Origin of the sequence: Micromonospora sp. SH-82 (assembly GCF_051132485.1) — a bacterium.
Classification (GTDB): Bacteria; Actinomycetota; Actinomycetes; order Mycobacteriales; family Micromonosporaceae; genus Micromonospora.
The window spans coordinates 500,664-514,614 of record NZ_CP148049.1; the positions used below are offsets into that span (position 1 = coordinate 500,664).

15 protein-coding genes are annotated in these 13,951 nt (G+C 73.0%); 10 read left to right on the top strand and 5 right to left on the bottom strand.

All coding sequences use genetic code 11. The features are described from left to right. Positions 1–50: 50 nt before the first annotated feature. Positions 51–599 carry a YbjN domain-containing protein gene (locus WHN02_RS02280; protein ID WP_434741832.1) on the bottom strand — a complete coding sequence of 183 codons (549 nt, stop codon included), beginning with the start codon at positions 597–599 and terminating at the stop codon, positions 51–53. Between the two features lie 32 nt (positions 600–631). Beyond that, on the bottom strand, positions 632–1,996 hold the full coding sequence (gene mshA / locus WHN02_RS02285) for a D-inositol-3-phosphate glycosyltransferase (RefSeq protein WP_434741833.1): 1,365 nt from the start codon (positions 1,994–1,996) through the stop codon (positions 632–634). Positions 1,997–2,187: 191 nt separating this feature from the next. Here mshA and WHN02_RS02290 point away from each other — a divergent pair, with 191 nt between their 5' ends. Then, the gene (locus WHN02_RS02290) at positions 2,188–2,952 is read left to right on the top strand and encodes an SDR family NAD(P)-dependent oxidoreductase (RefSeq protein ID WP_434741834.1); all 765 of its coding nucleotides are present in this window, start codon (positions 2,188–2,190) and stop codon (positions 2,950–2,952) included. Between the two features lies 1 nt (position 2,953). After that, positions 2,954–3,742 (top strand): class I SAM-dependent methyltransferase, encoded by a 789-nt coding sequence (locus WHN02_RS02295; RefSeq protein ID WP_434741835.1) that lies wholly within the window; start codon positions 2,954–2,956, stop codon positions 3,740–3,742. Between the two features lie 29 nt (positions 3,743–3,771). Here the strand turns inward: WHN02_RS02295 and WHN02_RS02300 are convergent, their stop codons facing one another. Next, positions 3,772–4,863, bottom strand: a complete 1,092-nt coding sequence (locus tag WHN02_RS02300; protein ID WP_434741836.1) for a UDP-N-acetylmuramate dehydrogenase — start codon at positions 4,861–4,863, stop codon at positions 3,772–3,774. Positions 4,864–4,929: 66 nt separating this feature from the next. Between WHN02_RS02300 and WHN02_RS02305 the strand changes: the two genes are divergently transcribed. The 3 genes from WHN02_RS02305 to WHN02_RS02315 all read left to right on the top strand — a co-directional run bounded on the left by WHN02_RS02305 (position 4,930) and on the right by WHN02_RS02315 (position 7,276). Further along, entirely contained in the window at positions 4,930–5,688 is a 759-nt protein-coding gene (locus WHN02_RS02305) for a maleylpyruvate isomerase family mycothiol-dependent enzyme (protein ID WP_434741837.1), read from the top strand. 94 nt (positions 5,689–5,782) lie between these two features. Beyond that, entirely contained in the window at positions 5,783–6,784 is a 1,002-nt protein-coding gene (locus tag WHN02_RS02310; RefSeq protein ID WP_434741838.1) for a LacI family DNA-binding transcriptional regulator, read from the top strand. Between the two features lie 72 nt (positions 6,785–6,856). Beyond that, complete coding sequence (locus WHN02_RS02315; RefSeq protein WP_434741839.1) at positions 6,857–7,276, top strand: RidA family protein; 420 nt, start codon at positions 6,857–6,859, stop codon at positions 7,274–7,276. A 70-nt stretch (positions 7,277–7,346) separates the two neighbouring features. Here the strand turns inward: WHN02_RS02315 and WHN02_RS02320 are convergent, their stop codons facing one another. Beyond that, a complete protein-coding gene (locus WHN02_RS02320) occupies positions 7,347–8,150 on the bottom strand; it encodes an EI24 domain-containing protein (protein WP_434741840.1) in 804 nt (267 codons plus the stop codon). Between the two features lie 187 nt (positions 8,151–8,337). On the opposite strand from WHN02_RS02320, the gene WHN02_RS02325 reads away from it, so the two are divergent. The 5 genes from WHN02_RS02325 (at position 8,338) to WHN02_RS02345 (ending at position 13,011) form a co-directional block, all read left to right on the top strand. Beyond that, the gene (locus WHN02_RS02325; RefSeq protein WP_434741841.1) at positions 8,338–9,249 is read left to right on the top strand and encodes an ABC transporter ATP-binding protein; all 912 of its coding nucleotides are present in this window, start codon (positions 8,338–8,340) and stop codon (positions 9,247–9,249) included. 11 nt (positions 9,250–9,260) lie between these two features. Further along, the gene (locus tag WHN02_RS02330; RefSeq protein ID WP_434741842.1) at positions 9,261–9,995 is read left to right on the top strand and encodes an ABC transporter permease; all 735 of its coding nucleotides are present in this window, start codon (positions 9,261–9,263) and stop codon (positions 9,993–9,995) included. 17 nt (positions 9,996–10,012) lie between these two features. Next, entirely contained in the window at positions 10,013–11,281 is a 1,269-nt protein-coding gene (locus tag WHN02_RS02335) for a sensor histidine kinase (RefSeq protein WP_434741843.1), read from the top strand. Between the two features lie 71 nt (positions 11,282–11,352). Further along, entirely contained in the window at positions 11,353–11,928 is a 576-nt protein-coding gene (locus WHN02_RS02340) for a response regulator (protein ID WP_434743789.1), read from the top strand. A 60-nt stretch (positions 11,929–11,988) separates the two neighbouring features. Beyond that, complete coding sequence (locus WHN02_RS02345; RefSeq protein ID WP_434741844.1) at positions 11,989–13,011, top strand: helix-turn-helix transcriptional regulator; 1,023 nt, start codon at positions 11,989–11,991, stop codon at positions 13,009–13,011. Here WHN02_RS02345 and WHN02_RS02350 read toward each other — a convergent pair. After that, the gene (locus tag WHN02_RS02350) at positions 13,002–13,922 is read right to left on the bottom strand and encodes an SDR family oxidoreductase (protein WP_434741845.1); all 921 of its coding nucleotides are present in this window, start codon (positions 13,920–13,922) and stop codon (positions 13,002–13,004) included. The genes WHN02_RS02345 and WHN02_RS02350 overlap by 10 nt on opposite strands. Positions 13,923–13,951 lie beyond the last annotated feature (29 nt).

A 13,951-nucleotide genomic window follows, 5' to 3' on the forward strand; every position in this document is an offset into this window, starting at 1 on the left:
GGATACCCCGCAGAGCGCCGACGAACCCCGCAGCGGCGAACGGACCCGGCTCAGGTGCCGAGACGCTCCGTGGGTGCGGTGCCGGGACGCTCCGTGGGTGCGGCACCCGAGGGCTCGAAGAGATGGGCGAAGGCGGCCAGGTTGGCTGTGGACTCCCCCCGCTTGACCCGCCACTGCCACTCCCGCCGGATCGCGGTCCCGAACCCGATCTCCAGCATGGTGTCGAAGGACTCGTCGGCGTAGGTCAACACCGAGCCGAGCAACCGGTCCAGCTCGTCGGCATCGATCCCGCGCAGGTTGACCCGACCGGTGAGGTAGACGTCGCCTGCCGCGTCGATGGAGAACGACACCCCGTACATCCGGGCGTTGCGCTGCAACAGCCAGGCCCAGAGCTCCTCGTGGCGCTCGTCGGGTCGACGCATCACGAACGCCTCGACCCGCAGGGCGTGCTCCCCGGCGATCAGGTGACAGACCGTCTTGAGGTTGTGGGTGCCCGGCAGGGTGACCGCGTACGACCCGTCCCCGGTCGACTCCCAGGCCAGCTCCCGCTCGGTGCAGACCGTCTCGATCAGGGCGGCGACGTCACTCTTCGCGCTCATCCGCCCCACTGTACGGCCCGCTCAGCCCCCGCTCACCAGGTGCAGGACAGGGCCGGGTCGGCGGCCAGCCGGGCGGCGAGCCGGGCCCGGTGCTCGGCGATCGTCGCGTCGTAGACGGCGAGCAGCCCGGCGGCCGTCCGGTTCCAGGAGAAGTCGCGGGCGTGCCGTTCCGCGCCCCGCCCGAGGGCCACCCGTTTCGCCCGGTCCGGCAGCAGGTGTTCGAGCGTACGGGCCCAGTCCTGCGGGTCGTGGCTGTCGACCAGCACCCCGCTGACCTGGTCGCGTACCGCCGTGACCAGTCCACCCACGGCGGCGGCCACCACCGGCGTACCGCAGGCCTGGGCCTCCAGGGCGACCAGGCCGAACGTCTCGTTGTACGACGGGACCGCGACCAGGTCGGCGGCCCGGTAGACGGCCGGCAGGTCGTCCCCGGTCTGCGGCGGCAGGAAACGCACCCGGTCGGCGACGCCGAGGGAGGCGGCCAACTCGATCAGCGCGGAGGGGCGGTCGAGTCCACTGCCGCTCGGGCCGCCCACGATCACCACTGTCAGCTGATCGGCCAGGGTGGCGTCCCGCTCCCGCAGCGCGGCCGCCGCCCGGACCAGCACGTCCGGTGCCTTCAACGGTTGGATCCGCCCGACGAACGCCACCTGGTGTCCGGTGGTGGGCAGGCCGAGCCGACGGCGGGCGGCGATCCGGCCCGCGTCCCGGTCGCCGGGGGCGGGGCAGAACCGGTCCAGGTCCACACCCGGTTGTACGACGTCGACCCGGTCCGGGTCGGCGTGGTACCGGGTGATCAGGTCGTGGGCTTCCATCCGGGTGTTGGCGACCAGCCGGTCGGCCTCGGCGACGACCTGCTCCTCGCCGATGAGCCGCGCCTTCGGCTCGGGCCGGTCACCGGTGGCGAGCTGGGCGTTCTTGACCTTGGCCAGGGTGTGGGCGGTGTGCACCAGCGGTACGCCCCAGCGGTCCCGGGCCAGCCAGCCCACCTGCCCGGAGAGCCAGTAGTGGGAGTGGATGAGGTCGTAGTGGCCGGGGAGCCGGGCGGCCTCGGCCCGCAGCACCCCGGCGGTGAAGGCGCAGAGCTGACCGGGGAGTTCCTCCTTGGTCAGCCCCGCCAGCGGCCCCGCCGTGACGTGCCTGACCTGGACACCGGGGGCGATCTCGACCACCTGGGGCAGGTCGCCGGAGGTGGCCCGGGTGAAGATCTCCACCTCGACGCCGGCCTCGGCGAGCCGTCGGGCGACCTCCAGGATGTAGACGTTCATCCCGCCGGCGTCCCCGGTGCCCGGTTGGTGCAGCGGCGAGGTGTGCACCGAGACGGTGGCGATCCGCCGGGGCCGCGGCCACGGTAGGGCACCCCGCTGACGTCCGACACCGGTGTGCATCTCCGCCACTTCCACTCCTCAATGTGGTGAATTGAGACCGTCTGCGTCGCCCGCCGTCTTCGGACAACGCGCGAGGTCAGACTCATGTTCCCCGCAGGGTCGGGGAGATGCCCCCGGCGCGGCCCCCGGGGTGACGCGCACCTCACCGGAGCTGGGCACCGCCCGTCGGCACAGACCCCCGGGCTGGGCACAATGACCTGATGACACCTGTCGCGATCGTCACCGGCGCCTCCAGCGGAATCGGCGCGGCCACCGCCCGCCGCCTCGCCACCGAGGGCTTCCACGTGCTCGCCGCCGCCCGGCGTACCGACCGACTGACCGAGCTGGTCGAGCAGATCTCCCGAGCCGGTGGCGCGGCCACCCCTGTCGCCTGCGACGTCACCTCCGACGAGTCGGTGGCCGGGTTGGCGCAGGCCGCCGCCCAGGCCCCCGGGCCGGTCACCCTGCTGGTCAACAACGCCGGTGGGGCGCGGGGACTCGACCCGGTGGAGTCCGGGTCGGTCAGCGACTGGCAGTGGATGTACGACACCAACGTCCTCGGCACCCTGCGGGTGACCCAGGCCCTCCTGCCCGCCCTGGAGGCGTCCGGGGCCGGCACCATCGTGATCGTCAGCTCCACCGCCGGCACCGTCGTGTACGAGGGCGGGGGCGGCTACACCGCCGCCAAGCACGCGCAGACCGCCGTGGCCGGCACCCTCCGGCTGGAGCTGTGCGGGCGACCGGTCCGGGTGGTCGAGATCGACCCCGGGATGGTCCGTACCGACGAGTTCGGCCTGGTCCGGTTCGAGGGCGACGAGGATCGGGCCAACGCCGTCTACGCCGGGGTCCCCGACCCGCTGGTCGCCGAGGACGTCGCCGACTGCATCGCCTGGTGCGCCACCCGGCCGCAGCACGTCAACGTGGACCGCCTGGTGGTGCGCCCGCTGGCCCAGGCCGCCCAGCACAAGGTGCACCGGATCACCTGAGGTGACGCAGCACCGCCCGGTGGGCGTGGTGACCCGGGGTACCACCAACCCGAACCGGCTCCGCCGGGTCGACAACTGGATCGTGGAGTCCTGCGGGGACCTCCTGCGTACGGCCGCCGAACCCCTGGTCGTGGACCTCGGGTACGGCGCCGCGCCGACCACCGCCGTGGAGCTGCACGCCCGCCTCGCCGACCGGGTACGCGCCGACGTACGGCTGGTCGGGCTGGAGATCGACCCGGTACGCGTGGCCGCCGCGGCGGCTGCCGCCGACCCGCCCGGACTGACCTTCGCCAGGGGCGGCTTCGAGCTGGCCGGACTCCGCCCCCACCTGGTCCGGGCGTTCAACGTGCTGCGCCAGTACCCCGAGGACGAGGTCCCGGCCGCGTGGCAGACGATCACCGGGGCGTTGGCACCCGGCGGTCGACTCGTCGAGGGCACCTGCGACGAGCCGGGGCGGCTGGGCGGGTGGCTGCTGATCGACGCCACCGGCCCCCGCACCCTGACCCTGGCCGCCCGGCTGGCCGCCCTGGACTCGCCGGCCCGGTTCGCCGAACGCCTCCCCAAGGCGCTGATCCACCGAAACGTGCCCGGAGAGCGCGTACACGACCTGCTCCGGGCACTCGACGCGGCCTGGCGGTCGGCCGCCGGTTACGCGCCCTACGGCCCCCGGCAGCGGTGGCTGCACACTGTCACCACGGTGAAGGCGGCCGGGTGGCCGGTCCTCGACCGGCCCCGCCGGTGGCGGCTGGGGGAGATCACCCTGCCCTGGACCGCCGTCGCCCCCGCCTGAGACCCCGGCCCCGCCGGGCTGCGGGAACCTCAGACGGCGCAGTTGACCAGCACGGGTTCGGGATGCAGGGTGACGCCGAAGCGGTCGTGCACGCCGTCGCGGATCTCCCGGGCCAGCACGACCAGGTCGGCGGTCCGGGCGTTCCCGCTGCGGTTGGTCAACGCCAGGGTGTGCTTGCTGGAGATGGCCACCCCGTTCGGGCCGGGATGCCCCTTGCCGAATCCGGCCCGGTCGATGAGCCACGCGGCGCTGATCTTCACCACGTCCCCCGCGCCCGGCCAGGCCGGCGGCTCGCCGAACTCCTCGGCCCGTTGCAGGAACAGCTCGTAGGCGGCCTGGTCGAGGACGGGGTTGGTGAAGAACGAACCCACCGAACGGGTGTCCGGGTCCGCCGGGTCGAGGACCATGCCCTTGCCGGCCCGCAGCCGCAGGACCGTCTCCCGGGCGGCGGCGAGGGGCACCCGGTCGCCGACGGCCACCCCGAGGCTGCGGGCCAGCTCGGCGTAGCGGACCGGGCCGGACAGCGGGGAACGGTTCAGCCGGAAGTCGACGGAGAGCACCGCCCAGCGGTCGCTGTACTTGAAGATGCTGGACCGGTACGCGAATCCACAGTTCGGGGCGGCGACGCGGAGCAGGGCGTCCTCCCGGCGGTCGTACACCTGGACGCCGGTGATGGTCTCGGCGACCTCCTGGCCGTACGCGCCGACGTTCTGGATCGGGGTCGCCCCGGTGGAGCCGGGGATCCCGGACAGGCACTCCAGCCCGGACCAGCCGTTGGCGACGGTGGCGGCGACCAGGTCGTCCCAGGGCTCGCCGGCCTCCACCCGGACGGTGACGGTCTCCGGGTCCTCTGCCACCACCTCCAGGCCACGGGAGCGGATCAGGACGACGGTTCCGGTGAACCCCTCGTCTCCGATCACCACGTTGCTGCCGCCGGCGAGCAGGAGGACCGGCTCGTCCCGCCCCTGCGCTTCTTGAACCTTTTGTACGATTTCTTGGGAACTGTTGGCGGACACCAGCCGCCCCGCGGTCCCGCCGAGGCACAGCGTGGTGAATCTCGCCAACGAATCTGCGTCGTCGGGTTGGATTCCGGTGGTCGGTTGGGCACTAACGTCGGACACGCCTTTCACCCTAGGCTGAACAACAGCCGCGGCACCCATTGGTGGCCGGGTCGCCCAGGAGGACGCATGAGCAGACTGCACGGCACGAAGGACTTCTGGATCGGGGCGCTGCGGGCCGAAGGCCCCGCGTTCGCCGCCGCCCTCGCCGAGGCCCCTCCGGAGACACCGGTCCTCTCCTGTCCCGGCTGGACAGTCACCGACCTCGCCGTGCACCTCGGCGGCGTCTACCAGTGGGTGCACACCTTCGTCGGCACCGGCGAGACCTCCGCCCCGGCCCGGCGGGAGGAGATCGAACTGCCTCCGGGGACCAGTGCGGCGCAGTTCTGGCAGCACTCGTACGACCAGTTGATCGCCCTCCTCGACGGTCTCGACCCGGAGGCCCCTGCCTGGAACTGGGCTCCGCAGCCGAAGAAGGCCGGCTTCTGGATCCGCCGGATGGCCCACGAGACCGCCGTCCACCGGTGGGACGCCCAGCTCGCCATCGCCGCCGGCGACCCGATCGAGACCAAACTCGCCACCGACGGGGTCAGCGAGGTCCTCGACACCATGCTGCCCGCCGGTCGACGGACCGCCTCCGGGCAGTGGCGCGGCGTGGTCCACCTCGGTGCCACCGACGCCGACCAGGAGTGGTACCTCCGGCTGCGCGGGGAGGGAGTCGCCCTGCTGGACACCGACACCATCCTCGACCACGACGACCACCACGCCCGGGTACGGGTGGCGGGCACCGCCAGCGACCTCGTCCTGGCACTCTGGGGCCGGATCTCCTTCGACACCCTCGCCGTCACCGGTGACGCCACCCTCCTCGCGGGACTGCGCACCGGCTGAGGCACGGCCCCGGCCACCCGACCGGCACCCGACCGGCAATCGACCGCGAGGGTGTCGGCACCGGCCACCACCGGTGGTGCAATCATCGACGACCATGACACAACGCCCGACGTTGGAGGAGGTGGCCCGGCGGGCCGGGGTCTCCCGGGCCACCGTCTCCCGGGTGGTCAACGGCGCCACGACGGTGGCCGGGCCGATCCAGGAAGCCGTCCGCCGGGCCGTCGCCGAGCTGGGGTACGTACCGAACCTCGCCGCCCGGAGCCTGGTCACCCACCGGACCGACTCGGTGGCGCTGGTCCTGCCCGAGGCGGCCACCCGGGTCTTCTCCGACGACCACTTCTTCCCCGCCATCATCAGGGGTGTCAGCCGGGAGTTGGAGGCCGCCGACAAACAGCTCGTGCTGATGCTCGCCGGATCACCGGCCGGACACGCACGGGTCGAGCGGTACACCACCGGGCGGCACGTCGACGGGGTCCTCTTCGCGTCCCTGCACGGCGCCGACCCCCTCCCCGGCATCCTCGCCGACCTGGGGCTGCCGGTGGTGTGCAGCGGTCGGCCACTCGGCGGGACGACAGTCCCGTACGTGGACGTCGACCATGCCGCAGGGGTGTCCCGGGCGGTCGAACACCTGGTCGCCTCCGGGCGACGGCGGATCGCCACCATCGCCGGACCACAGGACATGGTCGCCGGGATCGACCGGCTCACCGGCTACCGCGACGGCGTCACCGCCGCCGGATGCCCGGAGCTGATCGGGTACGGCGACTTCACCCGAGGCTCCGGGGCGGCGGCCATGCAGGAGCTGCTCGACCGGCACCCCGACCTCGACGCCGTCTTCGCCGCCTCCGACCTGATGGCGCACGGGGCGCTGCGTACCCTGCGCAAGGCCGGCCGACGGGTGCCGGACGACGTGTCGGTGATCGGATTCGACGACGTCTCCTCGGCTGCCTACACCGACCCACCGTTGACCACGGTCCGGCAACCGATCCTGGAGATCGGCCGGGTGATGACCCGACTCCTGCTCCGCCTCGCGGCCGGGGACCCCGTCGACCCCTTCGTCGTCCTCCCCACCACCCTCGTCCTGCGCGACTCCGGGTGAGGGAGGGGCCGACCCCCATCGACGCCCATGATCGGTCGCGGTGGGGGTCGGGTGGCCGGTTAGCCTGTGGGGATGCCGGACCCCGTCACGCTCGTACGCGTACCCGCGCTCTCCGACGCCGCCGAGTACGCCTACGCGGCCACTGTCGAGCCCCCCGCCCGGTTGGTCTTCACCGCCGGTGCCTGCCCGCTCGACGCCGACGGGGCCACCGTCGGCGTCGGTGACCACGCCGCCCAGGCCCGACAGGTGATGGCCAACCTGACCACCGCCCTGGCGGCGGCCGGGGCGCAGCTCACCGACGTGGTCCGTACCACCGTCTACGTGGCGTCGTCCCGGCAGGCCGACCTGGTCACGGCCTGGGAGGTGGTACGGGACGCGTTCGGCGACCACGACCCGCCCAGCACCCTGCTCGGCGTGACGGTCCTCGGCTACGACGACCAGCTCGTCGAGGTGGAGGCGGTCGCCGCCGTCCGGGACCAGCCGACGGCCTGAGCGGCGGGACCACCCGACCCGGCCTGACCCCGCCCCGGCCTGACCTCGACGGGGTCGGACGGCGCGCCTGTCACCTGGCCTTCGCGGGTTCCTGGATGGTCTGGCCGAGGGAACGGCGGGCGAGCAGGGCGGCCCCGGCGACGGCCGCCGGCATGACCAGGACCGCGCCGAGCGGGATCAGGAAGCAGAGGAAGACCGCCACGCCGAAGCCGAGCGCGGTCGGGCGGTCCGCCTTCAACACCGCCCGGCGCTCGGTCAGCCCCTTGCCACGCCGGTAGAAGGGGGCTCCGACCAGCTCGACGGCGAGCAGCCAACCACCGATGGTCGCCCCGACCACGGGCACCACGGTCTGCCCGAGAACCGGGATGAACCCGGCGGCGAAGAGCGTGATGCCGATCGGTACGGAGATCGCGATCAGCCGGAGGGAGTCGCGGACGCTGCGGCGCAGGGACGGCCAGAACGGCTGGTCGACGGCGTCCGGCGTACCGCCGAACCGGTCCTCGACCCGCTCGGAGATCTTCTCGTAGAACGGGTCGCCGATCAGCAGGGTCACCGCGGTGAAGGTCACCACGCCGACCAGCCCGGCCAGGGCCAGCAGGGCGAACCCGGCGATCACCCGGACCAGGCTGCGGGCGGTGGCCGACCAGTCGTCGGCGAACGGGGTGACCCAACCGGTCAGGTCGTCGACGAAGTAGAGCAGGGTGAACAGGGCGGCACCGAAGAGCACAGTGGTGATCAGGGCCGGGATCACCCCGAGGAGCATCAGTCTCGGGTTGCGGACGTAGAGGCCGAGCCCGCGCCGCAGCAGCCCGACCCCGGTGAAGAAACGACGGACGGCGCCGGTCACCGGCGCGGCGAACCTGGGTGCGCTCACGAGCGGGAAGCCTAGCGGTCATCGGCAACGGCACCGCCGACACACGACCGGTCGAGCGCATCCACCGTCCGATGGATCGTGGGGATCCACCGGGAGGCGCAGGCCGGGTGCCACCGGCTGGTCGATCCGTCGCGTCGCCGGAACCGAGAGGCTGGTCTGCGGGTACGCGGATCGAGCGGGAGGCGACGTGACAGCCGTGATAGAGGTGACGAACCTCCGGAAGCGGTACGGCGATCTGGAGGCGGTACGGGACGTCTCGTTCTCGGTGGCCGCCGGGGAGATCTTCGGGGTGCTCGGCCCGAACGGGGCGGGCAAGACCACGAGTGTGGAGTGTGTCGCCGGTCTGCGGGTCCCGGACGGGGGCGGGGTGTCGGTCCTGGGGGCCGACCCCCGCCGGGACCGCGACCGGCTCCGCCAGCTCGTCGGGGTGCAGTTGCAGGAGAGTCGGCTGCCCGACCGGCTCCGGGTCGGCGAGGCCCTCACGATGTACGCGTCGTTCTACCGGAATCCGGCCGACCCCGGTGAGTTGATGGAGGAGTTGGGGCTGGGGGCGAAGCGTGACGCGGCGTACAAGTCGCTCTCGGGTGGGCAGAAGCAGCGACTGTCCATCGCGCTCGCCCTGGTGGGAAACCCGCAGATCGCCGTCCTGGACGAGCTGACCACCGGGCTGGACCCGCAGGCCCGCCGGGAGACCTGGGGACTCGTCGAACGGGTCCGGGAGCGGGGGGTGACGATCCTGCTGGTCACCCACTTCATGGAGGAGGCCGAACGGCTCTGCGACCGCGTGGCGGTGATCGACTCCGGCCGGGTGGTGGCCCTGGACAGCCCGGCCGGTCTGGTCGCGGGGGTCCTGCCGGGGCAGCGGGTCCGGTTCCGCCCTTCGGCGCCGGTCGACGACTGTCTCCTCGCCGACCTGCCCGAGGTCACCTCGGTCCGGCGGCACGGCCCCCAGGTGGTCGTCACCGGCACCGGGAACCTGCTCCACGCGGTCACCTCGGTCCTGGCCCGGCACGAGATCGTCGCCGCCGAGCTGCGGTTGGAGCAGTCCACCCTCGACGACGCCTTCGTCGAGCTGACCGGGCGTCGGCCCGCCGAGTGAGGAGCCCCGACATGCGTGCCTTCGGACAGGTCCTCCGGACCGAGGCGGTCCTCTTCCTGCGGGAGCCGTCCGCGATCCTGGTCGTGGTCGGGTTGCCCCTGGTGCTCCTGCTCGGCCTCGGGGCGATCCCGGCCCTGCGGGAGCCCAGCCCCGACTTCGGGGGGCAGACCTTCATCGCGTACTTCGCCCCCAGCCTGCTGGTGATGACCCTGGCGGTGACCGGCCTGACCGCCCTGCCGGTCAGCCTGGCCACCTACCGGGAACGCGGCATCCTGCGCCGGATGGCGACCACCCCGGTCAGCCCGGCCGCCCTGTTGGTCGCTCAACTCCTGGTCGTCCTGGCCTCGATCGTGGTCAGCGCCGTGCTGGTGGTGGTGGTCGCCCGGATCGCCTTCGGGGTGCCCCTGCCGCAGCGTCCGCTCGGCTTCGCGGTGGCCTTCCTCCTCGGTACGGCGGCACTGCTCGCCCTCGGTCTGCTGGTGGCGGCGGTGGCCCCGACGAGCAAGGCGGCCCAGGGGTTCGCGGTGCCCCTGTTCATGCTGACCATGTTCCTCGGCGGGGTGTACGTGCCCCGGTTCCTGCTGCCGGACTTCCTGAACCGGGTCGGGGAGTACGCCCCGCCGGGGGTCCAGGCCCTGCTGGACGCCTGGACGGGCACCTCCCCGGACCCGCTTCCGCTGGCCATAATGGCGGTGGTCGCCGTGATGGCCGGTACGGCCGCCGCCCGGCTGTTCCGCTGGGAGTGAGCGGGGAGGGACCGAAGATGACCAGTGGTGTCGAGCAGCCCACCGGCGGGCACGCCGAACCGGGCCAGGAGATCCGGCTGTACCGGCTGGTGCCCTTCGGGGGGCTGCTCGTCGGGACCCTGGTCGCCACCCTGGCCCCGGTCCCCGGCCAGCCTCCCCCTGTCGTACACCTGAGCATCAGCGCGGCGGCAGCCGCCTGGATCGCCTGGTTCGTCACCCTCCATCCGCAGTGGCTCGACCGGCGCAGGCTGATGGGGACGTACTTCCTCGGGCTCACCGGCTTCTCCGCCGCCCTGGTGGTGATCAGCCCCTGGTACGGCTTCTTCGCCTGGATCGGGCTGATCCACTCGTACTTCGTGCTGCACGGCCGGTGGCGGCTGGTCGGGGTGGGGGTCAGCGCGATGCTGGTCGCCACCGCCCAGAGCGTCGGACCCCCCACCTCCTGGGGGCACCTGGCCCTGTGGGGGGTGCTCGTCTGCTTCAACGTGGGGGTGGCGGTCCTGGTCAGTCGGATCGAAACCCTCAACACCGAGCAGCACGCCAACCGCAAGAAGCTGGTGGAGGAACTGGCCGAGGCGAACCGTCGACTCTCGGAGACCATGCGGGAGAACGATGCGCTGCACGCCCGGCTGCTCGCCCAGGCCCGGGAGGCCGGGGTGCTCGACGAGCGGCAACGGATGGCCCGGGAACTCCACGACACCCTGGCCCAGGGCCTCACCGGGATCATCACCCAGTTGTCGGCGGCCGGGCAGGCCCGGAACCGGCCGGTGGACTGCCAGCGGCACGTGGACAACGCCCTCGACCTGGCCCGGGAGAGCCTCACCGAGGCCCGCCGGTCGGTCCGGGCCGTCCGCCCCGAGCCGTTGGAGCACGCCCGCCTCCCCGAGGTCGTCACCGACCTGGCCCGACGCTGGTCGGCCCTGAACGAGGTGCCCGCCGAGGTACGGGTCACCGGCACCCCCCGACCTCTGCACCCCGAGGTGGAGGTGACCCTGTTGCGGACCGCCCAGGAGTCCCTGGCCAACGTGGCCCGGCACGCCGCCGCCGGCCGGGTCGGGCTGACCCTGTCGTACATGGAGGACGTGGTGACCCTTGACATACGTGACGACGGCACCGGCTTCGACCCGACAGGTGAGACCCGGACCCGCCCGGACGGTGGTTTCGGGCTGGCCGGGATGCGCCAGCGGGTGACCGGGGTGGGTGGCCTCCTGGCCGTCGAGTCGGAGCCGGGCGGGGGCACCGCCGTGTCGGCGAGCGTGCCGGTGACGCCGGGGGCCCTCCGGTGAGCGGGCGGCCCCACCCGATCCGGCTGCTGATCGTCGACGACCATCCGGTGGTCCGGGACGGGCTGCGCGGGATGTTCACCGGCGACCCGGAGTTCGAGGTGGTCGGTGAGGCGGGCGACGGAGCGGAGGCGCTGGTGCTGGCGGCCACCCTCGCCCCGGACGTGGTCCTGATGGATCTGCGGATGCCCGGGATGGACGGGGTCACCGCGATCCGCCGGCTGGCCCGGTCCGGTTCGGCCGCCCGGGTGCTGGTGTTGACCACGTACGACACCGACGCCGACGTCCTCCCGGCGGTGGAGGCCGGGGCGACCGGCTACCTGCTCAAGGACGCCCCCCGGGCGGAGCTGGTCCGGGCGGTACGGGCCGCCTCCCGGGGCGAGTCGGTCCTGTCCCCCACTGTCGCCGGACGGTTGATGGGGCGGCTGCGGGCACCGGTCGAGGAGCCGTTGAGCCAACGGGAGTTGGAGGTGCTGACCCTGGTGGCCCGGGGTTCGTCGAACCGGGAGGCCGCCGCCCGACTGTTCATCAGCGAGGCCACCGTCAAGACCCACCTGCTGCACGTGTACGCCAAGCTCGGGGTCAACGACCGGGCCGCTGCCGTCGCCGTCGCGTACGACCGGGGTCTGCTCACCCCCACCCCTCGCTGACCCCCGCCCCCATGCAGGTGGGGTGCCGTCGACAGGGGGCCTTCCTTGGAGAATGGAGGGGTGCGGGCGGCCAGGTTGATCTCGTTGGTGTTGTTGTTGCAGACGCGGGAGACGATGACCGCTGCGGAGTTGGCCCGTGAGCTGGAGGTCTCCGAACGGACCGTCTACCGCGACGTGGTGGCGCTCTCCGCCGCCGGGGTGCCCGTCTACGCCGACCGGGGACGGGCCGGTGGCTACCGCCTCGTCGGCGGCTACCGGACCCGGCTCACCGGGCTGACCCGGGACGAGGCGGAGGCGCTCTTCCTGACCGGGCTGCCCGGACCGGTCGGTGAGCTGGGGTTGGCCGACGCGGTCGCCGCCGCCGAACTGAAGGTGCTGGCCGCGCTTCCGCCCGCCCTCCGGGACGCCCCGGCCCGCACCGGTGCCCGTTTCCACCTGGACGTGCCGGGCTGGTTCCGGGAGGCCGACCCGCCGCCCTGGTTGACCGAGCTGACCCCGGCGGTCTGGCGGGATCTGGTGGTCGACCTGCGGTACCGGCGCGGCGACGGGGAGGTGACCCGGACGGTGGAACCGTACGGCCTGGTGCTCAAGGGCGGCATCTGGTACCTCGTCGCCCGGGTCGGGGCGTCCACCCGTACCTATCGGGTGGACCGGGTGACCGGGGTCGAGGTCAGCGGACGGACCTTCGACCGGGACCCGGGGTTCGAGCTGGGGGCGTACTGGCGGGAGCAGGCCGAGACGTTCCTGCGCGGGATGCTGGCCGAGCGGGTCACCGTCCGGGTCAGCCCGGTCGGGCTACGGATGCTGCGGCACGTGGTGGACGCCCCGTTCGTCAAAGACGAGGCGGTGGCCGCAGCCGGGCCGCCGGACGCCGACGGCTGGTCGGTGCTGCGGCTGCCCGTCGAGTCGGTCCCGGTCGCCTACCACCAACTGCTGCGCCTCGGCCCGGAGGTGGAGGCCCTCGACCCACCCGAGCTGCGGGAACTCTTCACCGACGCGGTACGCCGGTGGGCGACGCGGTACGCCGTACCCCCGGGCCGTCCCGTCCCGCCGGACGGCCCGGGGGAGACCGGTCAGCGGTAGCCGGTGGCGTCGGCCGGGCCGTCGGTGTCCTGGACCTCGACGATGTACCGCCAGGCGTCCGGGCGGCTGCCGTCGAGGTCGGTGAAGCCGTACACCTGCGCCAGTTCGCCGCTGGAGGTGGAGCGCCCGTTCCACCGGGCCCGGTCGGGGTCGGCGGCCAGCGCCGCCACCGCCCGTCCCACGAACGCCGGGCTCTCCGCCACGACGAAGTGCGGCTCCTTCGCCGTGGCGTCCCGCCAGTTCTCCTCGGTCACCCCGTAGTGCTCCAGCATCGCCTCCGACCGCATCCACCCGGGGGTGACGGCCACCGCCGTGCACCCGTGCGGCGCCAACTCCCTGGCCTGGGCGAAGGCCAGTCTGTTGACAGCGGTCTTCACCAGGTCGTAGTAGGCGGAGAGCCGGTAGTTGGCGGCGTTGTACTCGGTGGTGCCGTCCCCGACCTCCACCACCAGCCCGCCGGGGTGGCGGATCAGCAGGCGCAGGGCGAAGTGGCTGGTGATCAGGTGGGTGTCCACCCCGAGTCGGAGGGTCCGCAGCCCGTCGTCGAGCGGGTGTTCCCAGACCGGCTTGTACCAGGCGGTCAGCGCGTCGGCCCCCCAGATGTCGTTGACCAGGACGTCCAGCCGACCCTGCTCGGCGTCGATCCGGGCGACCAGGTCGCGTACCTGGTCGGGGTCGAGGTGGTCGACCCGCACCGGGATCCCGGTGCCCCCGGCGGCGGTGACCAGCTCCGCGGTCTCCTCGATGGTCTCCGGGCGGTTCACCTCGGACGGTCCGGCGGTACGGCTGCTGCGGCCGGTGGCGTAGACGGTCGCCCCGGCCGCCCCCAACTGCACGGCGATCTGCCGACCGGCCCCCCGGGTCGCCCCGGCGACGAGGGCCACCTTCGTGTTCAGTGCTTTCGACGTCATGCCCCCGAACCTGCCAGCCATACCTGACA